Origin of the sequence: Flavobacterium dankookense, assembly GCF_004362665.1 — a bacterium.
In the GTDB taxonomy this organism is placed as follows: Bacteria; Bacteroidota; Bacteroidia; order Flavobacteriales; family Flavobacteriaceae; genus Flavobacterium; species Flavobacterium dankookense.
Genome location: NZ_SNXR01000011.1, coordinates 510,500 through 535,423, shown reverse-complemented (window position 1 = coordinate 535,423; position 24,924 = coordinate 510,500). Strand labels below are relative to the sequence as shown.

The window sequence follows — 24,924 nt, the reverse complement described above, 5'->3', positions numbered from 1 at the left end:
ATTTAAAAACAAATGACATGGCAAAGCAAATTCTTAAAATTCTATTTATTTATTTTTTATTTATTTCCAATTCATTAAGTCAAGATCTTACATGGAAAAAACTAACAACTGAAACATATCCTGGAAAGCAAGATGACATCACTTTTATTGATGAAAATACAGGATGGTATGTTAATGGTTATGGCAAGATATTCCACACGAAAGATGGTGGTGCAACTTGGGAAAAACAATTAGAACAAAAAGGTTCATTTTTTAGAACAATTGCTTTTATTGACAAAGACAATGGATTTGTGGGCACGGTTGGTACTGATTATTTTCCAAATGTTACGGATACCATTCCACTCTATCGTACAAAAGATGGCGGGAAAAACTGGACTCCTGTTTCATACAAAGGTAATTATGTAAAAGGCTTGTGTGCAATTGATATTGTAAAAGAACAATATATCAATCATGGAAAAATTGATTATAAAAACCATCTTTTTGCTGTTGGTCGTGTTGGAAGTCCCGCAAATATTATGATTTCACATGATGGTGGAGAAACTTGGATTTCTAAAAGTATGAATGAAGATTGTAAAATGCTTTTTGACATTAAAATGTTGGATAAGAATACTGGATATGTTTGTGCCGCAACTAGCGATGACATCTCTCAATCTAATGCATTGTTGCTCAAAACAACTGATGGTGGTTCAAGTTGGAAAAAAGTATATCAATCGAATAGACCATTTGAAACTACTTGGAAAATAGCTTTTCCTACTAAAGAAGTTGGTTATGCTACAATTCAATCGTATAATCCCGATCCAAATGTAAAACAACAACGAATCGTAAAAACCACTGATGGAGGAAATACTTGGACTGAATTAAATTTAGTTGAAGATGCCTCAGCAAGAGAATTTGGTATTGGTTTCATTGATGCTAATCACGGTTTTGTCGGTACAATGAATAGTGGTTTTGAAACCAAAGATGGTGGAGTTTCATGGCAAAAAATTGATCTAGGAAGAGCATGCAACAAAATCAGAATTTACAAAAATGAAATAGGCAAAGTATATGGTTATTCAATAGGCGTTGATGTATTTAAATTATAATCATGGAAAGTTCTAAAAATAATTTCTCCACACCTTTTAATAAAGTGATTTATACTTTATTTATTGCTTTAGGAATTTATCAAGCTTTTGCAAACAACTCTTATATAGATGCTGCTGTATCATTGGGAATTGGATTGGCTTTTGACCCTTTCAACACAGAACAAACTTGGATTGAAAGACCAAAATGGCAAAAAATATGGTTACTTTTTCATCTTGCTTTAGTTGCATTACTTTTTGGACTAGCTGTTGGAATTGGTGATCAACATGGCTAGAGTAAATGATAAATAGGTTTACTTTTTTTAAAAGAAAACCGATTAGTTTCCTAATCGGTTTTTGTAATTTCACAACCACAACTTTCGATAAACTTTATTTTTATCATAATCACTGGCTTGCTTTTCAATATTGAAATAGCGATTGCCTCTTGGATCATTTCCTACTCCAGCTAGATAAGCCCAATTACCCCAATTGCTGCAAACATCATAATCAATAAGTTGTTGTTCAAAATAACTCGCACCATAACGCCAATCTAATTTCAAATCATTGCATAAATAACTCGCGACGTTTTGACGACCTCGATTGCTCATAAAACCTGTTTGTTTTAGCTCTATCATATTGGCATCGACAAAATCAACTCCCGTTTGTCCGTTAATCCAATCGTTGAGAATACTTTGCACCACAGGTTTGAGGTGAAGTTCTTTGTCTTGGATGCCATATTTTTGAAACAGTTTGTTTTGGTACTTTTTCATCATAAATCTAAAATAATCACGCCATAAAAGTTCGAAAACCAACCAATAAGTGGATTCGTTTTCAACATGAAGCGTTTCGTACTTTTTTAGCTCTTGATAGATATATCGAGGTGAAATGCAACCCATTGCCAACCACGCGGAGAACTTCGAGGAGTAGTCTGCTCCTACTAATCCGTTTCTAGTTTCCTTGTATTTTGCGATAGCATGTGTTTCAAAAAAATAGTGATTTAGTCTTTTTATGGCTTCTGTTTCGCCTCCTTTAAATTGAATGGCTGATCGTTTATCCATTTTTACCTCTTCCAAATCCAGAGAGGTTAAGGTTGGTAAGTCAAATGGCATTAGTTCTGGTGAAACAATTGCTGTAGGCGAATCAAAAGCAGTTCTGATTTTAGAGTCTTTCTCTGTTTTCTTTCTAAAACTTGTAAAAACATCGGGAATGTCTTTTATTGAAAATGGTAAATCTTCTGCGTGATACAATGTGCTTGTGCTAAACGTAACCAATTCACATTGTAGCTTCCACAACTCCGATTGAACTAATGCTTCTGTTTGTTTTTCTTCATAAGCTACTTCACGCTTGGCATAGACTTTAGAGGCTTTGTATTGTTTGACAATTTTTGGTATTTCTTCTTCTGGTTTGCCTTGTACTACAATTAATCCAGAGCCAAGAGCTTGCAACTGATTGTTTAAGTCTTGTAATGATTCCAAAAGAAACTTGGCTCTGAAGCTGCCTGTTTTTTTAAACCCGAAAGAATTGGTTTCAAAATGCGAATCGTCCAAACAATAAACAGGAACGATACTATCATTTTGGGCAATGGCTTTAACCAAGGTTTCGTTATCATGTAATCGCAAATCGGTTTTAAACCAAACTACTGCTGTTTTCATAAGTTGTTAATGTTTTTTAAATAATAATCCGCTTGTTGTAATAAAGCTTCTTTGTCTTCTGGTTTCATGCGTTGCCAAACTTTATACATCATGCCAATTCGAGGATTTTTAGCCAATTTATCTTCGTGTTTGTCATAAAAATTCCAATACAAACTATTGAAAGGACAAGCCTTATCGCCTACTTTCTTTGCTTTGTTATAATAGCAACTTCCACAATAATTACTCATTTTATCAATATAGGAAGCCGAACTCACATAAGGTTTTGTTCCTACTATTCCACCATCAGCAAACTGGCTCATTCCTCGTGTGTTAGTAATCTCAACCCAATCTAATGCATCAATATAAATTCCCAAATACCAAGCATCAACCTCGTCTGGATGAGTTCCTGCCAAAAGTGCAAAACTTCCTGTAATCATCAATCGCTGGATGTGATGCGCATAAGCATAATGCAACGATTGCTTGATACTGTCTTTTAGACAATTCATTTTAGTATTTCCAGTCCAAAACCAATCCGGTAATTTTTCTTGATGATTAAAATAATTCAACGAATTGTATTCCGGCATTTTCAACCAATAAATGCCACGCATGTATTCTCGCCAACCGATTATTTGACGCACAAAACCTTCTAGTTGATTGTATTCTATCGTTTCAGGATGTTTTTCCCATTCTTTGATAGCACGATGAACAACTTCGCTAGGTGAAATCATTTTGATATTCATAGAAAATGAAAGCCTAGAATGGTATAACGACCATTCATTAGGTGTCATTGCGTCTTGATAAGTACCAAATAAAGGCAAACATTCCGTTACAAAGAAATCCAATAATTCCAATGTCTGTTCTCTATTTATTGGCCAAAGAAACTGCTTCGCCTCTATCGTTCCTATAGTTTTACAATCCGTTTTAAAAATCATTTCAACGATATCTGAAACATCATTATTGAAAACCATTGGTGCAGTTGGTTTGTGGTCTTTAGGTAGTTTTTTTCTATTGTCAGCATCATAATTCCATTGACCTGTCGTTGGATTGGTTCCATCCATAAGGATATCGTGTTTTTTTCTCATAGCACGATAAAAACTTTCCATCAAATACATCTTCTTCCCTTCAAAAAAAGTACCCAGTTCATTTCTTGTAGTAAAGAAATGTTCCGTATCATAAACTTTAGTCGGTATTGTAATTTGAGTAGCAAACGTTTCTAAAATTTTATCCAATCGATATTCATCTGGCTGTTGGTATTCGAAGTGAGTGAAATTACCATTTGAAAGTAAAACTTCTAAGTTAGCACCAAACGATTGTTTGTTGTCTTTATGGTTTAACTCCAGATAGATAACATTATGATTATTAATACGTAATGTTTCTGCAAAAAATCGCATAGCAGCAAAAAAACCAACTACTTTTTGAATATGATGTATGGCATAATCCGTTTCGGTTCTGACTTCCATCATGATGTAAGTTACGTTTTCTTGAACGGTTTCGAACCACGTGTGATTGCTATTCAATTGATCACCCAGAATTAATCTTGCTATTTTGGTCTTATTAACTGTCATTTCTTTTCTTTTCTGCATTTATCACTACAATACTTTACTTCATCCCAAACTTTCTCCCATTTCTTGCGCCAAGAGAAAGGTCTTTGACAAACAATACAAACTTTGCTCGGTAAATGTTGTTTCTTAACTCCTTTCATGCGCTGTTTTTATTCGGTTTCTTTTCCATTCTATTTTTACTGAAGAACCTTTTGCAACAAATACTGCTGATGGTTTTGTACTATCAAGCACAGAAAAATCCTCACCATACATCGCTTTAAAATCACAATTAATTTTATAATCTTCAACGGTATAAAGTTCCCAACTTGGATGTTTCAATCGATATTCTTCCGTGGTTTTTTCATTCACTTTTGTATATCCCAAATAATGCTCATAGATGAACTCCTCAAACGAGTTAGGCTGCATGGCTTTAGCTTGTGTGTCGGTTTTAACATAAATGCTATTCCACTTTTTATTTCGCAACCATTCAAAGGTTAGTTGCTGTTGCTGCTTTTTAATTCTGTATTCGTGACGCGTTGGCACCACAGTGTAATGCTCATTATATAATTTGTTTGCCACCCAAGCCACAATCCGATAAGGTATCGTTTCATTGATAAAAACCACACCTCGTTTTACGGTTGTTCCTTCAACTCTTTTGACATAAAAACGTAAATTTATCTCTTCAAATGTTCCCAATTTGGGTATCGGAACATTAAATAATTTGGTATTCTTAAACATAAATCCCACCAAACTTACATACGCTTTGCCTTGAAATAAATCCAACGTTACACCTTTTGGCAAATAAGGTTCTAGAAGTTCTGGAGCAATGGCATAATTCGCCATGATGATATTCTCCCAATCCGCTTTTAAAAATGTACTCATTGTTTTGTTTTTTTACTTCGTAATCGTTTGTTTGGATTGGTAACGTGTTTATTTAATATGCGCTTTCCTTCGGCTTTGGCATCATCGGTTTTTCTTTGTCCCCAAATGATATCGCTCGCCTGTTTCCTTGTAGCTTCAATATCTACAATAGGAAACGGATAATCCTTTCCTATTTCGCAACCATAAAGTTGTTGGTCTATCAAGCTCAACTTCCACGGTTCGTGAAGCAAATGAACTGGTATGTTTTTTAACTCGGGCAACCATCGTTTGATAAAAATACCTTCAGTATCATGTTCTTCTGAGTTTTTGATGGGATTGTAAATTCGAACTGTATTTATTCCTGTAACGCCTGACTGCATTTGCAACTGCGGATAGTGAATTCCTGGTTCATAATCAAGAAACTGTCGTGCCAGAAAATGCAATTCGCGCCAATCTTGCCAAAGGTTAAACACAAAAAACGAAACCACCATAGCACGCATTCTAAAGTTGATGTAACCTGTTTCAACCAAACATCGCATGCAAGCATCAACAATCGGCACACCTGTTTTTCCTTCTTGCCATGCTTTGATGTAAGCTTCGTTTTTTGGCTTTTGAATAGCGTCAAAAGCACGATTGATATTTTCAAACTCCATACTGCATTCACTTTCAAATTTTTGGATGAAATGACAATGCCAATGCAATCGAGAAATAAAATTAGCCAATGCTCGCTTATTTACCGATTCTTTATAATGTTGCATAGTATATTGATACACCATTCGCATACTGATGTTGCCATAAGTAAGATATGGAGACAAACGACTGCATCCTTTTCTGCTTAAATTTGGTTTTGAAATGTGCTTACTGTAGTTGACATATCGTTCTTTGATGAAACTATCCATGTAGCGCCAAGCCCAATATTCGCCACCTTGTTGGAAATTAGTATTACGAGTTGTGATTGTTGAAGGTAATGCTTCTCCTCTATTCTTTTCATAAAAATCACTAGGCAATGCAACATAATTTCCTTTTGTTACCTCAATAGACAATGGAACGCTAGTCATTCGCTCGTTCCATTTTACATCCCATTTTGCCCGTGATTTCAATCGTCTTATCACGCCGTTGGTTTGATATTCATTCCATTTGATATTATGAGCTGAAAAAAACTGTTGCATAGCAATATCCCTATCAAAAGTTATTTTATTACCCGTTTCTTCATGAGAAAACACCGTTTGAATAGTGTATATTTCGCTTAGTGCTTTAAAAACAGCTTTCGCTTCTTGATGGAAAATATAAATTTCTGCATTGGCTTTGCTGAATTGTTGTTGCAAACCTTGTAGCGATTCGTATATAAACCGCCAATGCCTGTCATCAGAATCATCAAACGCCATTATGGAAGGTTCAAAACAATAAAGCAACAACACCGGAACATCTTCTTGGAAAGAATAATACAAGGGTTCGTGATCTGTAGTCCGCAAATCTCGTTTAAACCAAACAATATTTATAGCTGGTTTGCTCAACGTATTGGGATTGATGTTACTTCTTTATCGGGTTTTGCATAACTCAATCGATCTAACCGAACAGTTTTATGGTAGCTGTCCAAACCAGAACAAGTGATGGTATTTGCTTTCTCAATGTCAACAAAACCGTCAACACTGTAGCAACTTTCGGGAATGTGAATTTGTACAATCTCACCAATAATCATCGTGGTGTTATTGATGGTGATATCGAACTTTTCTTTGAAAGTAATACCCAACTGAATAACGCTTTCCTTAACAAATGGCGCTAAGAAACCCTCTTTAAACTCAGGCGTTAAACCAACGGCTTCAAACTCCGAAATATCAGCATCATAGCGCGCAGAAGTTTGATGCGCTTTTGTGTATATCGTTTCAGTAATATGATTTATAGTATAAAAACCAGTTTCTAGTATATTGCGCATAGTATCACGCTCTGGCGGACTTGGACGAAATACTAAGGCTATTAATGGTGGATTGGCACCAAGGTGAAAAACAGAACTAAAAATAGCAACGTTGTTATTCCCTTTAGCGCTTTGCGTTCCTAGTAACGCCACACTCTTAAAACCTCCTAAACTGTTGATGAGATGCACTCGCACTTCCTTGCTCATTGCTTTTAGGTCTTCAGCGTGCAAAAAAATATTATTCATTGATAATAGGATTTCTAAAATTAATGCTAACATTTTTTTGTTTAACAAAAGCATATTAACATTAAACAAAAATACATACTATTTTTATTTTAATGGTTGGTATTTAGAAAAAATTGTGAAATAATTGGTTTTGAGAATTGGATATTGGTGTGTAGTTTAAATTTGGTGAATAATAAAATCTTAAATGGCTTAACTCTTTATTTTATAATTAAGTTAGTAATGTTTGGTTTTTTTATTAATTATTTTATTGAAATTACGGAAAACCGTAAAATGGAATGGTTATTTTGTTTTAGGTTTGTCAAAATTACGTATAAATACGTAGATGTAGAGTTTTGAAAGACTTTATATTTGGTGATTGAAGATGATGAGCAAGTTGGGAGATTCAAGAAGCTCGTAGGCAAATTATTGATTTACTATCAATGCTAGAAATTTGAAAATTTAATTTAAAAAACAAACAATTAAATGCAAAATAAATACAACTACAAAATACTGAGAGAAGAGGTTGAAGTCAATGATTTTTTTGAAGACAAAACACACGAAAATATTTCAAATTCTCTAATTAAACTAATTAAAAATGAGGATAGAGGAATTACAATAGGATTGGCTGGACAATGGGGTTCTGGAAAATCCACCATAATCAATTTATTAAGAAAAAATTGTGGTTTTGTTTTTTTCTATTTTGATGCATGGGCTCACGAGGGTGATCCTTTAAGAAGAATTTTTTTAGAGAGCCTAATTAATTGCTTTAAGGAAGTTCCTGAAACTAATGAATTAAAAATTAGAGAATTAGAAGTTAAAAGGAAAGAAATTTCTAAAGAAGAAAGAGTTAAAACAACTGTAATAAAAAGAAGCACAACGAAATTAGGCTTATATCTTGCAATAACTACATTACTCTTAACTATTGGTGTGGCTTTAATATCAGCTGTAAATTATGAAAATCTTACATTTGAATTCACAGGTAAATACAACATTGCATTTTGGATTGGATTATTATTTTCACTATCACCTTTCTTTGTTTTATTATGTAATTTTATACATCTGAAGAGAAATAAAAAAGTAGTTTCTAATTTAAAATATTGGTCTTTTTTACAAAATAATAGTACCGAAACTATAACAGAAAAAGTCTCTAATGATGAAGAGAGAACTTCAATAGAATTTGAAAAATACTTTCAACAAATTATTGACATATTTGAAACAAATAAAAAAATAGTAATAGTTCTTGATAATTTAGACAGAATAGACGCAAATGATTCACTCAAAATTTGGTCAACTCTACAAACATTCATACAACATAAAAATCCAACTTCTAGAAATTACAAATCATTTGAAAAAATTTTTACAATAATTCCATATGATGAAGAAAGTTTAGAAAAAATTTGGGAAAACTATAAAGGAGATGAAAAAGAAGAGTCAATAGAACATAATAAAGTTGATAAAGAGTTTGCAAAATCTTTTTTTGATAAAAGTTTCCAAGTCAGAATAGATGTACCTATGCCTATTTTATCTAATTGGATTGAATTTTTAAATAAATTAGTTAAAGAAAACTTTGGTAATTGGAATGATGAAGATAAAAAAGTAATCATTGAGGTTATTCAAATTACTAGAAAAAATATTCTAGATAATCCAAAACCAAGAGAGATAAAAAATTATCTCAATCAAATAGGTTTTTTAAGAAATCACTTTAAAGATGAAATCTCAACAAAAAGTATAGCCTATTACGTTTACAAAAGATATTTAGAAAATAAATCAAATAAAGAAATTGCTGAAGAATTAGTTCCTGGAATTTCATCCAAAAAAAATACAACTCTTGAAAACAATTTTTTATCCAATGATAATATCATTGAACTAGCTGCTATAACTTATGGTGTTCCAAAATTAAAAGGTCAAGAAATTTTATTAACCCCTGAAATAATTAAAGGATTATCTGAAGTTGATGGTGTAAAACTAAAACAACAAAAAGATGAATTTGGAGAAGTATTTTGGTCATTACTTATAAATATAATTTCTAAAACAAATGATTTCTTAACCATTTTTAAATATTCGTCATCAATTTATAATGCTTTTGGTGAAAAGTTAAATGAAAAAATAAAATCAAGTTATATTAAAACTCTTATCAAACACCTAAATTCTGAAAAAAATGTGAATTTTGAAATCGATAATGAATTGTTTAATGCAAGTATTGTAACTGCTGCAAAACATTTAAACAATTATGATAAAAGGGATGATATAAAAGCATTGTGGCAATTATACATTTTTGCATATAATTATCACATTAATACCAAAGAAAACAAATATGAAAATGTAGCAAATATAACTGATAAAGTATTTAAAAACTTAAATGAGATACAAGAATTCACAAAAATTGATTTTGACCAAATCCAATTAGATCTTGATATTGAAATGTGGAAAGCAATTTGTGTAAAAGCCTGTGAGCTCGAAATTTTTGGTTACATAATTCCTAATCAAAAAATTATTGAACAAACATCAGTTTGGATAAATGAAGGTTCTAAAATTGAAGACCATATTTATGATATGGCTAAATATTATCTTAATTCAAAACTTAAAAATTTAGATATTATCTTAAATTATTTATTAAAGCATTTTAAGTACAATCAAGGTCATTTTATCTCACCAATTTTTGACATAAAATCATTTAATCTTTTTTACGATTACTTTATGAATTATCGAGAATATGATTATTCTCAATTTTTTAATTCATATGAATTTTATGGAGTTCTTTTTAGAAATAATAGAGCTGAAAATAGTGTTATAAATAAATTATCAATATTGTGTGGAATTCATTTTAAAGAAAATGTTTCGAAAATTGTTGTACCCAACGCAAATGGAAATTCTCAAACTATGCTTTCAGAGATAAAAACTTTTTGGTCACAAACTAATTCAAACTATGCTGATGAAGTTATACAAGTTTTTAAAGATTATAAATGTCTCAATTTGATATGGGACATTGCAATTAACGGTAATAACAAACTAATCCCCTCAATCATCAATCAATTGATAATCAGCGATGATTATGATATTTTTAAAATTGATAATTCTTTTGAGAAAATTATATCAATTAATAATTTTGAAATTGATACAGAAGAATTTGAAATTAAATTTGAAGAAATAATAAAAATATTCATTCAGTATTCTAAATTAGAAAAAGAACTTTTAGAAATGGAAAATATTGATATAATTAATAATGAATATGTTATTTATAAGATTGTAATTTTATCTAAAAATAAAAATCTCTTGAAAAAAATCGAAAACTTATCGAAAGATATATCAAAAGATGAATTTCTTGAATCCTTAAAAGTAGATGACTATTTATTAAAATTGATGCTAGAATTAAAAAGCAAAAATCCTAAATTCATTTTAAATTATTCATATTATGAGGCAATGCATGAGTTTAATTATGGAGCAATGGTAAAAGATAACCCTAAATATTTATTACATAATTGGCAAAGAGAGAATTGGGATAATTTAATTAATTTAATGAGTGAAACATTAATAAATCAAATGTGTTCATTAAATTCTCAAAATATTTTTAACGACAAAGATAAATTAAGTAATGACTATTATCATCTCAACAACAATTACTTAGACAAAACTTACTTAATATTAAAAATTGTAGAAAATATTACAGATTTCAAAATCTATATCGAAGAATCATTTAATGAACCTATAGATTTTGATAAAATTTCTTTTGTAAATTTCATATTAAACATTGATTCTGAAAGAAAAATAAAGTTAGTAGATTTTAAGGAAGTCATTTCGGAGCCTATAAAAAAATCATTAGAAAATTTAGATGGTGAAAATAAACTTATTGTCATAAGATTGGCTGAGAGATTAGGAATAAAATAATTGTCTCTTGAATTTCTTACACGTGAACATTTTTTTTGTTATAAAGATATTATCAAAAAATAATAAATTGTTCAAAATTAAATCTTTATGTTAATAATTAAGAGTTGTCAAATTACTTATGATAAATATCTTTGTATTTTAAACTTGATTTTATAAAAATGCAAAAAATAATAAATTTTAAAGAAGGTAAATTCTTGATAGGCATTTGTGAAAACTTTGAAGACTTTTCAGTTTATGAAAATGGAACTCATCAACCGATAACAGTCTATTTTATACCTAATATTACCATGAACGAACAAATATGTTCAACATACACAAGTAAAAAAATGGAAATTATAATTCAAGAAGTAAAATCTATAATTTCTAAAAATAAAATATTTTATAATAATCTTGAAATAACAATTAGCAATAAATTTTCGGGATATTCACACTTCAGACATCATTTATATCATGATTTACTGGTTGTTTCTGAAAGTTCATTGAATATATATTGCAAACTTAAAAAAAGTATTCTAAAAGAAACTAAATCATTAATTAACCATTAAAAATATTATTATGGCACTTAAACCAGGACCAAAAAGAATTGCGGATTCAACAGGAAAACCAGACAAACGTCAACGAGATAACAAAGGAACTCCAGGAAATACACCTTCGTTAAAACCTTCAAAATCATCACCAAAAAAATAATACCAAACCGCCTACCAGCGGTTTTTTTTATATTCTCAAAAGAAGAAAACGGTTGCACCACTCAAAGTGTTTTATTTCTTCTAATAATAATATTCATTACCAAAATCTTCTATATAATACCTATACCGTATAAACTTATATATAAAATAGTTTCCTATTAAAAAAAATAGTTTTATTCTTGCAAACCCCCAACGCTATAATACTATTAACCTGTAAGTAAGCCCCGTTTTACTTATATTGATGATACAAAATATGGAAATTTGGGTTCAGAAAACTATTCGAACAATTAGACTTGAGAAAAACTACACTCAAGAATATATCGCTACAAAACTCAACATATCACAAAGCTATTACGGCAGAATTGAAAATGGAAAAGCAGATCTAAACATAGATACGCTTTACAAAATATTAACAATCCTAGATACCGATTATATTGATTTTTTCATGCAAGTAAAGAGCAATGAAAAAAATCGTTCTAAATACTAAAAATTAATTAATTATTTTTTTTAACACTAAATTATCGCATTATGGCATCAATTTCCGAAGTAGGTCACGCAAAAAACATTGCAAACCTAAATGTATTAAACACCAACATTATAGCAGTGGGTACAAGCTACAATCCAAGTAACGCTAAACTACTTTTAACAAATCTGCAAAGCATTTACAATACGGCTTTAGCACAACAAGAAAGTGTAAATAAATTGGTAGCACCCTACTCTATTGCAGTAGATGAAAGAGAAATAATTTTCAAACCTCTTAATCGTCAGTTAACAAAACTTCGCAAAGCATACAAAGCAACCGAAGGAGTTACACAGGTTCAACTAGAAGATTTTATGACAATCGTTCGCAAATTAAAAGGTCTTCGTAAAGATACTTCCAAAGCATCAACACTACCTAACGAAGAACAAAGCCAACATTCCATTTCTCAATTGAGTTACGATCAGCGAACTAATAACATGGATTTATTAATCTCACTCCTCGAAAATACACCAAATTATAACCCAAACGAAAACGAATATAAAGTAACAACATATCAAGACCTAAAAGCAAAAATGCTCGTAAAAACACAAGCAGTAGCCGAAACATTTGTGCCGCTAAATAATGCTCGTAGCCTCAGAAACAATACACTCTATAATTCAGAAGATAACCTTGTGGATTTAGCAAACAAAGCCAAAGATTACTTATTCACAATCCTAGATGCAAATTCAGCACAATATAAAGCAATAGCGAAAATAAAATTTAAAAAAAATTAATTAACTAGACTGCCCCAAAAGAAAACAAGGCTTGTTCCAAATCGAACAAGCCTTTGGTTTAAATGAACAAGACACCCGCCAAAGTGAACAAGGCATCCGCCAAAGTAAACAAGACACCCGCCAAACTAAACAAGGCATCCGCCAAAGTAAACAAGACATCCGCCAAAGTGAACAAGGCATCCGCCAAACTAAACAAGGCATCCGCCAAAATGAACAAGGCATCCGCCAAACTAAACAAGGCATCCGCCAAAGTGAACAAGACATCCGCCAAAGTGAACAAGACATCCGCCAAACTAAACAAGACATCCGCACCAATAAAATAAGCACCTAACAAAACCCTACTGAAAAGAAAACATAAAAACGTATGCCAACACCAGTTTTCATCGCCCGAGGCGCAGCCGAACGGAACTAATGGTAAGGCAAGGACAAGTCAGGAAAGTACTCTGGTGCAATAAAATTTAAGTTATATTTGTGTAGTCAGTGCTGAGTAAGTCACCACGGAATGAAAGCTGGGATTCGTCAGCAGATATTTTTGGAAAATCGCATCAAAATGAAAATCACAAAATATATTACATTTTTTTTATTTACATTTCTTGTGTCTTGCAAAGAGACAAATAATATCCAAACCGTAAATAATCAATTTGTCAAATTACTTTGGAGAAATGAAAAATTTGATTGGATGCCTTCGTCTTTAATCTCTCATGATAATCAATTATATTTTGCAGATTTAAAGAATAACTTTTATTCTGTAAATATAGAGAACGCAAAGATTGGGTTAAACTTCAAAACCGATTATAATCCTATCTACAAACCATTAATATTTAAACAAAACATATTTTTAACAGAATATGGAACTGAGTTAAATTGTTTTAATAAAAACGGAAAATTAACTTGGAAAATCAATGGTGAAGTAAATTTAAGGAATGATTTATCTGGATATAACAATTCAATTTATGGCTCAGTACAAGGAAATGGATTTAGTAAAATAAATATAGCAAATGGAAATGTTATTTGGTTTTTACCAAAAGATTCTAACATTACTGAAACAAATAAACCGACATTTTATAAAGAAATAATTCATCTTGGTTTTTCAGAACTTACTGCTAAACTCCTGGCAATTAATAATAAAAACGGGAAAACTATTTGGGAAAATAAATATCAAAATTTTGAACGCATAAAACAATATAAAACTGAAAATGGACTCTTAGTTTTGCTTGATAAAGATTTTAAAACCGGTAAAATTTTAATGTTGAATTTTGAAAACGGAAATGAAATTTGGTCTAAATCCTTAAATTGTGACTTACAATATGAACCATGCATAATAAATAAAAATATCATTTTGAATACTTATGACAACAAAATCATTTCTTTCAATGTTGAAAATGGAAAAACAAATTGGATATTAAACTTAAATAAAGACCAAGCACAAACTAAAATTATTAATTATAATGAGAATATTTATTTTGGAACTATGAATAGAAATTTATATTCTGTAAATAGAAATAAAGGAAAGATTAATTTTATTCAACCTTTTAATTATGGAATTGCAACACCGATTGTTGAAAAAAACAGAATATATTTCCCAACTGGTGGGAATGAAATTTGGGTACTAAAATAAAAACATCTGCTAACAGGCGTTTAGCAAGATTGTGAATTTTGTTGTAAATTCTAGTTTGGATCTCGCAAGAAATATTATATTTAATAGGGAATACTCGGTTCTGAAGTTTGCCACTTCACAAATCTCCTAAACTTCAGAGACAAAAACCCAAAACCGCCTCTCATCACTCATGAGTATAAAACTTCATTTTATAATTCGAGCTATTATTTCATTAACTAGTTAAATGATTTGAAATATAAGATGATCTAGTGACTTTATCGAAATTTTTTTTCTCTATAATTTTTTAACTAATTCCCATCTCTTCAAATTAATATATAAAGTACTAAAATTAAGGCAAAAAAAAACTACAGTATTGCTACTGTAGTTAAAAACACATTTATAGTTCGCCCCAAACTATGTTTAAATACCAAATCAAACTATATTAAACAAACAATGCATTTTTATAAAAAGCTATTTATAATCATTTTTTACTTAAATCTATGCTACTTTTATTTTAGGTTCCAATTTGAACAATAATCCTTTAATAAAATTTAGAATATTCTTGTCACTTTCATTTTGATTGATAAAGTAAGTAGCTGGTCTAAAAAGTATTTCTTTAGTTTTTTTAGCAAAAACAAGGTATTTGGTGTCCATTGTATTTGTTACTTTCTTTTCCACTATACCAGATTGATATTTAGTATCTATCAACATAACTACATCTACATTAACTATTCTAGTCAAGTTTATATATTCTTCCAAACTACCTACTTCAAATAATACTGAAACAGGCATAACCCATTTAATTAATTCATCAATCCTTTTTTTTTGAAAAAAAGGATCGGCTACTACTACAATTACATATTCTTTTTCCATAATCCAATAATATTATAATTAACTAACATTTTTGTGTTCAACCCTATCTTCATAATAGTTATGTAGAATGATTTTTTTTATTTTATTAATCAACTCTGATTTAAGAATCGTTGTATCTAGATACTTTATTGACTCATTTTGCTTTAAAACAAAATCTAAATTTTTATTATTAGTACTAACAAAAATTAAATCTACTCTTGACATCAGCATAAGTACAACTGCCAGATCATTTGGATGATTTACAACTACAAATGCGACTGAGTTTCTTGATAATTTTGAGGCTTCATGTATTGCAATTGAATAATCAACAAAAGAATAAATTTTGTAATCATATTTAAAATAATGCTTTAGAAGCCTATAAATTTCTTTTGTATTATCATAAATAAACATTTTATTCTCCATAATTTTTGAAAATTAAAGTCAAGACGATTTGGATTGTTACTCTAATAAGCAAAATTAAATCTATAGACTACATTTTATATTTCAATTATTGACGCCAAATACTGTTAATTGATATTATTTTTCAATGTCTTGTGTAAAGTCCTTAAAATCTGTTTTGAATGGACTACTTTATCCTTTTCAACATTTAATTTTATTACATTTAGACTATGGTCATTTGTAATTATATAAAACATATAATTATTTTTTCTTATCAAAACAGAAACAACAAAAAGTATTATAGTTAGGGAAATTGTTAACCATAAATTGAGTTCAAAAAAATTTACAACGAAATAATTAATCAATAATACTAAAGCTCCTAAACAAAAAAAATAATTCAAATAAAGCGATCTGTATTTTTTTAAAAAGACTTTCTTTATACTACTTAATTCAACCGAATGTGTTTTATCTCTATCAAAAATCATAATAGAGTCTAACAATATTATCCCAAAAGAGTTAGCATATAACAATCTTCTTCCTATACTAACTGTTTTTACATCTTCGTTTTCCATTTTTATAAAAGTGTTTGAAAATCAGTATTAGATGATTTTATTTTTATAATATTTTTAATCAAATCATTTGCAAAATTTAGGTCATCCTTTTTTACAGGAACTATAACTTGTGTCGCTTTTGTTTTTACAATCTGTATGAAATACTCTTTCTTATTGTAAAACAGAGCACCACAACTAAAAAGCAAAAGAAAAAGTAATCCTATTGGTGTAAAAATCAATTCATCCTGAATAAAATAGAGGGCAATAAATACGATTATACCAACTGTGGCAAAAAACACATTAAATAAGACATTCTGTTTAAAAATCAACCTAACATAGGATATGTCATTAAGCAAAATATCTTCTTCACTTACCTTTTCTATCGTAACCTTATTTCCTATTACAGAACCTATTTTATTTGAATAATAATATTCTTGTTTGTTTTTTTTTAAATCCATTTTGTTTAAAAAAATATTTATTTCATGATTGAACTTATACATTACCTAATGAATTTTATCTTTCATTTTATAAGACAAAACTAGTTGGTTAAAAGAGACATAGAAATACCTCTTATGGTGGGTTTTTATAACTAATATTGGTGTAAACATTTAAAAAAACTAATATTCAGAATACTCAAATTTTTACAATCACAAGAATGTTTTAAATCTGAAATACTTTGAGTTCATATAAATTTTTTTTCGAAATTATACTCACTCAGTTATTACTCTAATTGATAGAACAATTTTATTAATGAGCTATTCAAAACTATCAACTCTAAATTTTTAAAAAATGTTACTTGGAAATAATCAAAATAGTCTGGCTAAAAATCAGCCAGACTAAATGACCTTTTAATACTCCTATCTTCTTATTCTACTAGTAGATGGATTAACTGGAAAACAAGGTAAGCCACAAAGTAATGGTTTGTAAACAAACATGATATACTTAGTTGAATTTGCGTCTAAAGTTAAACCAGATAGTTCCCAATCACCACTACCATTTAAAGTCATTGCATATTGTTGTTGATTAGCATTAACTGTAAAGTCAGCATTATCATTAACAACCATATACAAGAAGTTATCTGCTGGTATAGCTGGTAACTTAGTTGTAGCTATACTTGTACTTCCTGGAATAGAAATATATAATTCTGGTGCTTGTTTTGTAGTAACAACTTTCCATGTTCTATCTACTTTACTTGCACAAGTATTTCTGGATAAAAGTGCAGGTAGATTAGTTGTATTCCACGTTAAATCACCATTATTATCTCCTAAAACCACATAGGTTCTATCTTCTGTGCCCCAAGGTGTAACATCTTGGCTATTTTCATCTAACATTTCACCATCAACACTAATCTTAATCATGCTACCTGATAACATTGAAGTAGATTGGTTTTGAGTTAAACAACCTGCAATATGACGACCTACACCAAATACTCGATTACCATATGTAGAAATATCGTACAATGTTTCTGTAGCAGCATTGGTACCATCATAACCTGGCGCAAAATAGTTATGCGCTAATGTTTGACCATATTTTATAGCTAAATAGGTGTTGATTTTTTGAACTTCTACATTACTTAAACTCCTATTATAAGTAAACGCTTCTGCAAGACCATAAGTTGCTAAATTACCAGTTGTTACAGGTGTCATTGATGCAAAGCGTAATCTATAGCTGACCGCCGGAGGCAAGTTAGCTGCTGTTAATACAACTGAACTTCCTAAAATTCCATTATTCCAAGTGGCATGGTTTTTTGTTGCATCAGTTGTTCCTGGAGCTGTATTGGCAACCAAAATATTTGGAAGACTTGAAGATGATGGATAATTATTAGTTGCATTATTGAAAAAAGAAGAATTTGCTGCCAAACCAGTTCTATTGAATGGATTGGAGATTCTTCCAAATCCAAACAAGTCTTTATTTGTACCATTACCAACTCCAAACGTTGTTCCTGCATTTACAGAATAAACAGAAGTTTCATTTAAAGCATCACTTTCGTAGTAAATAGCCCCATTTGCTGGTAAATATCTATTGTAATTAAATAAAGTTGATGTACCTGATGTAATATTTTGAGCAGGAACTGGAGCACTACTAGTTACTCTAGTCATATTAAATCCATTACTTGAATTATCGTTTAAAGTTACAGTTGCACCCAGAGCTTGACTACTCATTTTATACCAACTTGTCAAACCACTTGATATTCCGCCTGGTGCTATACATGTAGTTTTAGTAGCAAACGTAAAGTAATCACCATCAGTAAAATTATAGTTTGTATTCCAGTTTGTACCACTTAATAACATTTCTACAACAGCTGTTGGTGAAGTAAAGTCATTAGTACTTGAAACTAATAAATAAACAGATGTGTCTTCAGTTGGTAATTTAGTTGTAAGTGAACTAGAATTATCTGGCACTTCTAAATAAACTGAACCTACTGTTCCTGTTTCTTTTACTCTAAATGTTCTATCTAATCTCACATAATTTTGTAAATTGTAAGTAATAGCATCCTGATCTGTCCAAGTTACATCACCATTATTATCACCAAATAACAAGAATGTTAAATTGGTAGTAAATTTTGCAGGATTCGCAAAGTTTGTTGCTGCTAATCCATTTGGATCATTAGAAATTTTAACTAAACCACCTGTCTCTTGGCTAAATGATTGTCTTTGTTCAAAAGCAGAACAATCATCCATACCAATACCTGTAATTCTATTCCAGTGAGAAGTGTGATTATAAGTAACTGTACCATCACTAGCTATATATTGACCTCCCATTGCAGTTTGGTCTAGTGTAAAACCATACTTAGTAGCCATATAAGAATGTATCCTACGCATATCATAAGAAGTGCTAGCACCTTTATCATCACTGTAAATTACGAATTCTCCAAAGTTGAATCTTCCTGCATTAGTACCGGTATTTCCAAAAGAAAAGCTTCCTATTCTAAATCTACCTGATTCATTTGTAGCATTACTATTTCCAGTTGTTCCCGATCCTACAGTAGCAAGATTACTATAAAGTCTCCAGCTTCCGCCAGCGGTATTGGCAAATGAATAAATTTCTGGTTTTGTAACCGCTGGATTTCTTGTCAATGGATTGGTATTGTTATCACTCCAAAAAGCTTGATTTCTCTCCAAAGTTGTTTTACGACCACTACCATTTGCATCATGATACCAATATACATTTTGCGTATTATTTCCAGAATCTAAACCTGTAAAGACACTTGTCATTTGATTTATTGATCGGTAATCTAATGTTGTAATATTTCCACTAGTTGCCAAAACATCATTTATACCATCAAACAATACCCCTGTGTTGTAATTGAATTGCCCTGGTTTGTATAAAGGATTAGCCCCAGCAACCACTTCTTGAACATTTGCGAATGCCGCACCTGTTTTCATGTTATTGATACTTCTAACAACATCACCATCATTAACTGCTCGGGTAGTTTGTGCCACATCTGTAAAGACATCATAATCAACGTTGAACCAAGTCGTCATATTAGTTTTAACTCCACCAGGCGCTGCTTGAATAAATGCAAGAGTAAAATACTGTCCGTGTGTAAAAGTCACATTATCATAAAACACTTCTCCATTAGAGTTTGATGTATAATTATATATAGTAGCATTGGTAAAATCTGTTGGGCTATTTCCAACAAGCAATACCGGTTTAAATAATGATGCATTAATAGTAACTAAACCTGCTTTACCCATCTTAACAGTTACTGCACCAGGAGTTCCTACTACTTGAGCTTGCCATACACGAGCAAAACGATCATAACAAGTTGTTGTAGAGAGAGCTGCAGGCAATTGCGTACTTACAACACTTGAAAATCCAAGTGATAAATTATTGTGACTCCAAGTTAAAAAACTATTGTTCACAGCAAAATTTCCAGTGTTTAAAGCATTAGTAGTTTGAAAAGTTCCTGTAGACATCGCTACAATATCCTCCCCATCTGTGCTTGTACTTTGCCTCTGGTTCAAGTTACCACAGTCGTCACGACCAATACCTGTTATATCATACTTGAATGCTGTATTTAAAGAAGCATCCCACATTTTTGTAACCCCATCACTAGCAATATAACTAGTTGGCGCTGTTTGATCTAAAGTAGTACCCCATTTAATTGCCAAATATGAATTTACCTTTTGGCGCTCTGTAACCGTTAAGTTCCAAGGGTAATAAATTACTTCGCTGTAACTACCATCCCAGCCATTTGCGTCAACTCTATCAGGAGCATTACCAATTTCTAATTGAGATTGGTCATTCATCCAAGTATCCCATGTTGTTCGGGTACTAGAAAGAGGATCAGACGTAAGAAGACCATTAGCATATATTGCTCCATTGCTAGTAGTGGTAATGTTACCATTAGCGTAAATACCTGATAATATATCTGTTCTTCGTGTTGCACCGTAAGTAAATCCACTTAAATCATTACCCCAACCTCTTAATGATAATACATCTGATGGGGTTTTAAACAGCATAAAATCTCTGTCTGTTGTTTCATCCTGACCATAGCCCGTCAAATTCTCTGAAGCATTACTGGCAAACATATCTGCTACAGCAAAAACGGATTTACCTTGTTTACCAAACGCAAAACCGTTTAGATAATTAAAGTTGCGCATTCTGTCATTTGTAAAGGCAATAACGGGATTAAAGTTACGTAGCTGAGTTACCGTAGTGCTGTAATACGTTGGATTATTTGAAGCTGCTGTGGTAAGGGTATTTGCGTTACCAGAAATATCGTTCCAAGTAGATACAGTTGCACCATTAGCAAAATCACTAGACAGTATATTATCATCTGCAGCATACCAAGCTGATGGGCCTTGAGCCTGAGTAAAGAAGTTGGTATCTGGTATGACAACAAATGAGGTTCCGCTACCGGCATTCCAAGTTAAATCAAAATTCTGTGCACCTGTTAATTCTCTACCACGAATGATAATATCATGATAACCTGCAGAGAGATTAACATTAGATGAATTAGTACCAGTACTAGTTGATGTAATATTTAAAACAGTAGTCCCATCAATAATCAATGCTAGTTGGTCATCGGCAGCACCTCTGAATCGATATGTTGAAGAACCAGTTGGAATAAATAATTTCCCTGTCAATTCTACACCATAACCATCTGCTGCACCATAATCTTGTACTAGCTTGTTAAATGGAAAGTTATGAAAAGAATTGGTATTAGGAAAGTAACCTGAACTTAATAAAACGGGCGAAAACGAACTAAATCCTGTTGAAATACCAGTTCCTGATGTTGTGTTAGTTTTGTATAACTTGTAAGCTAAACCATTTACATTACTAGTTGTGAACCCACTAACTGGAGCTACTATTCCAATCCCAGTTGGTTTACTTACCCCACCAGGAAAACCAAGTGTATAACAAACCGTAAAAACAGCACCGTCTGGCAATGTTACATTATCAAAAGTGGCTACACCAGCAGTAATGTTTGAAGCAGCAACTAATGTTGTTGTACCTGATGCAAATGTTGCATCACCAGCACTATTAATCGCCAATGTTACATTACTCCAGTTAGAGCCTATTCTATTAGTTGCATCACCAATTGCAATTTGTAAAGCATTTGTGGTATTATTAGTGTTTTGAACTTTCCAATTACGGGTATAACGGTAGGGATTACAACTTAAAGATAAATAATTTCCTGGAATGTTATCAGTAGTTCCTGCAAAACTACCACCATCGTTACCTACTACAATAAATTGCTTGTTGGTCGCAAATGTGCCAACATTAGCCGTATTGGTTGTCGCTAATTTAGTTAGACCAAATTTAACATTATCAGTACCGTCAATATAGGTTTTAGATTGTTTCTGAACAAGACCAGAGCAATCATCTCTACCAATACCAAACATACCAAATTTATAGGTAGAATTCCCTGTCCAGATTACAGTTCCGTCACTAGCCAAATAATCAGAAGCAGATGTTCCTAATCCATCTCCCAGCGGTATGCTGTATTTGATACCCAAATAGGAATTTACTTTTTGTATGTCAGTAGTTGAAAGATTGGTGTTGTAGACTATCAACTCCGGAACATAAAATCCATTAAAATTGCCATCACCGCCATCAACATCAGTACCTATCCTGAAATTACCTGATAAAGACAAATTAGAGGTTGTATTGTTTGTAGCTCTTATAATCCCATTAGTCCTCAGCAAGGCCTGGGTACCTGTTGCATTATTACTGTATAATCCAAGATTTGCCATTGTAGGGCCAGCAGCAGCTGAATTTTGCGCAGTACCCTGTCCATAAGCACCATAAGAACCGTTGTTTAATCCAACGGCACTATTCTCCCAGCGATGAACACCGCCTCCAAGGGTTATAATCTCATCGAAAGCTATACCAGATGTAAAAGTTCCTCTCAGGAGATAAAACTCTGAATACGTATTATCACCATTCATACCCAAAGAACTGGAACTTTGAAAATAGGTATTATCTCCATCGAAAAATCGAACGGCTGGATTGTAGTTAAATACATTATCTTCTTTAGTAATTGTACTACCAACTCTTGTTAAGTTGTTACCACTAACATAATCATTCCAAGTATTAATATTTCCTGTGACTAATGAAGTATCATCTGCCTTAGACCATAATTTCAGTCCAGCACTCACTCCACCAGGACTAATTACTGTCCAAGCAATAGTAATTACAGCTCCGTTAGGAATGGAAACATTATCAAAAGTAGCCACACCACTAGTTACAGAAGTAGCTGGAAAAGTATTAACTGTACCATCGGTAAAATCACCATTTCCATCTGTATCAACTAATAAAGTTACACCAGCAGCATTGTTTGGAAAAACATAAGAACCTGAAGTCGTACTACCTGCCACTACCGTAATAGCACCTGGTGCTCCTGTTACTTGTGCTTTCCATTCTCTTCCAATTCTAGCAACATTACATCCCGCTGTGTTAGCAAAAGTTGTAGGTATTTCTGTAGATTGAGCAACTAAGGCACCTGCATTATCTCCTAAAAGTAAATAATCATTATCTGCCAAAACGCCAGTATTAAGTGCATTGGTTGTAGCAACAGTGCCTTTAGAGGTTACTAAAAAATCATAACCTATTGTAGATGTCATTTGCGATTTGCTTTGTTTTTGGTTCAATCCTTCAACCGCTAGTTCACGACCGATTCCAAAAATTCGGTTTTTATAACCCGTATTTGTAGTTCCAGCTACATCAAAAACGACAATTCCCGAAGTATTGATATAATCATGAGCCAAGGTAATACCATATTTTATAGCAAGATATGTATTTACTTTTCTTTCTTCAATCTGACTTAATGCAAAAGGGTAATATATTGCCTCTGGCAAATTTGCTCCATTCATGTTGGCGAAATATAACCCAGCTGCATCATAATCTGCATTCGAAAAAAGAGATGAAGTTGAACCACTATTTCCGTTAGAACGCATTGAAAGAGGATTTGTTCCGTTTGGAGCTAAACCTCCAGTAACTTGATCTAGAAAACCTCCCAGTAATTTAGGTTCATTTGCCGTGTATGTTGAAGCATTTGTAATTCCTGAGCCTTCAACTGCAAACTGATTTCCAGAAGCATCAATTTTATAAAACCCTATTCTTTGGTTACTACTGTTGTCTCCGTGAAAAAACATCCATATGTTTCCTTGTCCAACATTATTTGTATAATTGTTTACCAAGAACATACTTTTAGTAGCTCCTCTAAGACTAAGTCCTTTGATAGTAGCACCAGAGTTAAAAAAATCATCTCCATTAAAGCGAACTGCTGGATTGAAATTCAACAACCTTGTATCATCTTTCTCCGCACTACCAGTACCTGAATAAGCTAAATTACCATTTCCTGTGTAATCCGGTGCCATATTTACAAAAGAGTTTACTTTATCAACTCCGGGACCACCATAATTAGGTGTAATTGTAACATCAGAAGCCTTATACCAAGCTGTCAATTTAGAGTTGTCACTACGAACAAAACGGCCGTCAACATCATGACTAACAGTAATACCTGCCGGATTGGCTCCAAATTTAAGCGTTGCAAAATTTGCTCCTCCCAACTCATACATTTTTACTTTAATAGTGTGATCTCCTACAGAAAGCGCTACACTTCCTGAAGCTGCTACATTAGGAGTTGCCTGTGCTATTAAATTTCCATCAATGTAGAGCCAAGCACGGTCGTCACCTGTTATATTGAATGTATAGTTTCCTGCTACAGTTATTTCAAGTGTACCACTATATTCTAAAGCATAGAAGTCTCCATCAATTGGTTGAAATTCATCCCCTGTAATTTTGTTGCTGTATGCTGTGTTTGCCGGAGTAGCATTAGCCGTTCCTTCTCCAAAGCCGGTTTGATTATTAAACGTTCCGTTATAATAATCTACCTTATACCCACGTGTAGTTCCTGAGGAAACCCCACCAGGATACTGGGCATAAGTAGTATTCGTAATCATCAGCGTAATGATTACAAATAGAAAGTATATGTATTTTGATTTATATTTCATATTATAA

Annotated in this window: 20 protein-coding genes; 9 read left to right on the top strand and 11 right to left on the bottom strand. The window is 31.9% G+C overall.

Features of this window, described 5'->3' with window-relative positions:
- Positions 1-17 precede the first annotated feature (17 nt).
- Both BC748_RS03670 and BC748_RS03665 read left to right on the top strand, forming a co-directional pair.
- Complete coding sequence (locus BC748_RS03670) at positions 18-1,082, top strand: WD40/YVTN/BNR-like repeat-containing protein (protein ID WP_133532104.1); 1,065 nt, start codon at positions 18-20, stop codon at positions 1,080-1,082.
- Between the two features lie 2 nt (positions 1,083-1,084).
- Positions 1,085-1,354 carry a hypothetical protein gene (locus BC748_RS03665; protein ID WP_133532103.1) on the top strand — a complete coding sequence of 90 codons (270 nt, stop codon included), beginning with the start codon at positions 1,085-1,087 and terminating at the stop codon, positions 1,352-1,354.
- 69 nt (positions 1,355-1,423) lie between these two features.
- Here BC748_RS03665 and BC748_RS03660 read toward each other — a convergent pair whose 3' ends face one another.
- Genes BC748_RS03660 through BC748_RS03635 form a run of 6 tightly spaced genes read right to left on the bottom strand, consistent with a single transcriptional unit; the run spans position 1,424 to position 7,282 of the window.
- On the bottom strand, positions 1,424-2,710 hold the full coding sequence (locus tag BC748_RS03660) for a DASH family cryptochrome (protein WP_133532102.1): 1,287 nt from the start codon (positions 2,708-2,710) through the stop codon (positions 1,424-1,426).
- Positions 2,707-4,254, bottom strand: a complete 1,548-nt coding sequence (locus BC748_RS03655; RefSeq protein WP_133532101.1) for a cryptochrome/photolyase family protein — start codon at positions 4,252-4,254, stop codon at positions 2,707-2,709. Before BC748_RS03655 ends, BC748_RS03660 begins: the two co-directional genes overlap by 4 nt.
- Positions 4,251-4,391, bottom strand: a complete 141-nt coding sequence (locus tag BC748_RS03650) for a DUF2256 domain-containing protein (protein WP_133532100.1) — start codon at positions 4,389-4,391, stop codon at positions 4,251-4,253. Before BC748_RS03650 ends, BC748_RS03655 begins: the two co-directional genes overlap by 4 nt.
- A complete protein-coding gene (locus BC748_RS03645; protein ID WP_133532099.1) occupies positions 4,378-5,112 on the bottom strand; it encodes a YqjF family protein in 735 nt (244 codons plus the stop codon). Before BC748_RS03645 ends, BC748_RS03650 begins: the two co-directional genes overlap by 14 nt.
- Positions 5,109-6,605: a cryptochrome/deoxyribodipyrimidine photo-lyase family protein gene (locus BC748_RS03640; RefSeq protein WP_133532098.1), complete on the bottom strand. Its 1,497-nt coding sequence runs from the start codon at positions 6,603-6,605 to the stop codon at positions 5,109-5,111. The genes BC748_RS03645 and BC748_RS03640 overlap by 4 nt, the downstream gene beginning before the upstream one ends.
- The gene (locus BC748_RS03635; RefSeq protein ID WP_246013993.1) at positions 6,602-7,282 is read right to left on the bottom strand and encodes a flavin reductase family protein; all 681 of its coding nucleotides are present in this window, start codon (positions 7,280-7,282) and stop codon (positions 6,602-6,604) included. Before BC748_RS03635 ends, BC748_RS03640 begins: the two co-directional genes overlap by 4 nt.
- 429 nt (positions 7,283-7,711) lie before the next feature.
- On the opposite strand from BC748_RS03635, the gene BC748_RS03630 reads away from it, so the two are divergent.
- From BC748_RS03630 to BC748_RS03605, 7 genes are all read left to right on the top strand, one after another.
- Positions 7,712-11,113 carry a P-loop NTPase fold protein gene (locus tag BC748_RS03630; RefSeq protein ID WP_133532097.1) on the top strand — a complete coding sequence of 1,134 codons (3,402 nt, stop codon included), beginning with the start codon at positions 7,712-7,714 and terminating at the stop codon, positions 11,111-11,113.
- A gap of 158 nt (positions 11,114-11,271) precedes the next feature.
- Complete coding sequence (locus BC748_RS03625) at positions 11,272-11,658, top strand: hypothetical protein (protein WP_133532096.1); 387 nt, start codon at positions 11,272-11,274, stop codon at positions 11,656-11,658.
- 10 nt (positions 11,659-11,668) lie between these two features.
- Positions 11,669-11,800: a hypothetical protein gene (locus tag BC748_RS14340; RefSeq protein WP_281275069.1), complete on the top strand. Its 132-nt coding sequence runs from the start codon at positions 11,669-11,671 to the stop codon at positions 11,798-11,800.
- Between the two features lie 252 nt (positions 11,801-12,052).
- A complete protein-coding gene (locus tag BC748_RS03620; RefSeq protein WP_162846400.1) occupies positions 12,053-12,286 on the top strand; it encodes a helix-turn-helix domain-containing protein in 234 nt (77 codons plus the stop codon).
- Between the two features lie 41 nt (positions 12,287-12,327).
- Entirely contained in the window at positions 12,328-13,053 is a 726-nt protein-coding gene (locus tag BC748_RS03615; protein ID WP_133532094.1) for a hypothetical protein, read from the top strand.
- 62 nt (positions 13,054-13,115) lie between these two features.
- Positions 13,116-13,376, top strand: a complete 261-nt coding sequence (locus BC748_RS03610) for a hypothetical protein (protein WP_133532093.1) — start codon at positions 13,116-13,118, stop codon at positions 13,374-13,376.
- 227 nt (positions 13,377-13,603) lie between these two features.
- Complete coding sequence (locus BC748_RS03605; protein ID WP_162846399.1) at positions 13,604-14,671, top strand: outer membrane protein assembly factor BamB family protein; 1,068 nt, start codon at positions 13,604-13,606, stop codon at positions 14,669-14,671.
- A gap of 477 nt (positions 14,672-15,148) precedes the next feature.
- Here BC748_RS03605 and BC748_RS03600 read toward each other — a convergent pair whose 3' ends face one another.
- From BC748_RS03600 to BC748_RS03580, 5 genes are all read right to left on the bottom strand, one after another.
- Complete coding sequence (locus tag BC748_RS03600; RefSeq protein WP_133532091.1) at positions 15,149-15,523, bottom strand: hypothetical protein; 375 nt, start codon at positions 15,521-15,523, stop codon at positions 15,149-15,151.
- 18 nt (positions 15,524-15,541) lie between these two features.
- Positions 15,542-15,925: a hypothetical protein gene (locus tag BC748_RS03595; protein ID WP_133532090.1), complete on the bottom strand. Its 384-nt coding sequence runs from the start codon at positions 15,923-15,925 to the stop codon at positions 15,542-15,544.
- Between the two features lie 104 nt (positions 15,926-16,029).
- Positions 16,030-16,473: a hypothetical protein gene (locus BC748_RS03590; RefSeq protein ID WP_133532089.1), complete on the bottom strand. Its 444-nt coding sequence runs from the start codon at positions 16,471-16,473 to the stop codon at positions 16,030-16,032.
- Between the two features lie 2 nt (positions 16,474-16,475).
- Positions 16,476-16,910, bottom strand: coding sequence for a hypothetical protein (locus tag BC748_RS03585; protein ID WP_133532088.1), 435 nt, complete (start codon positions 16,908-16,910; stop codon positions 16,476-16,478).
- Positions 16,911-17,309: 399 nt separating this feature from the next.
- Complete coding sequence (locus tag BC748_RS03580; protein ID WP_133532087.1) at positions 17,310-24,917, bottom strand: DUF8202 domain-containing protein; 7,608 nt, start codon at positions 24,915-24,917, stop codon at positions 17,310-17,312.
- Between the last annotated feature and the right edge of the window lie 7 nt (positions 24,918-24,924).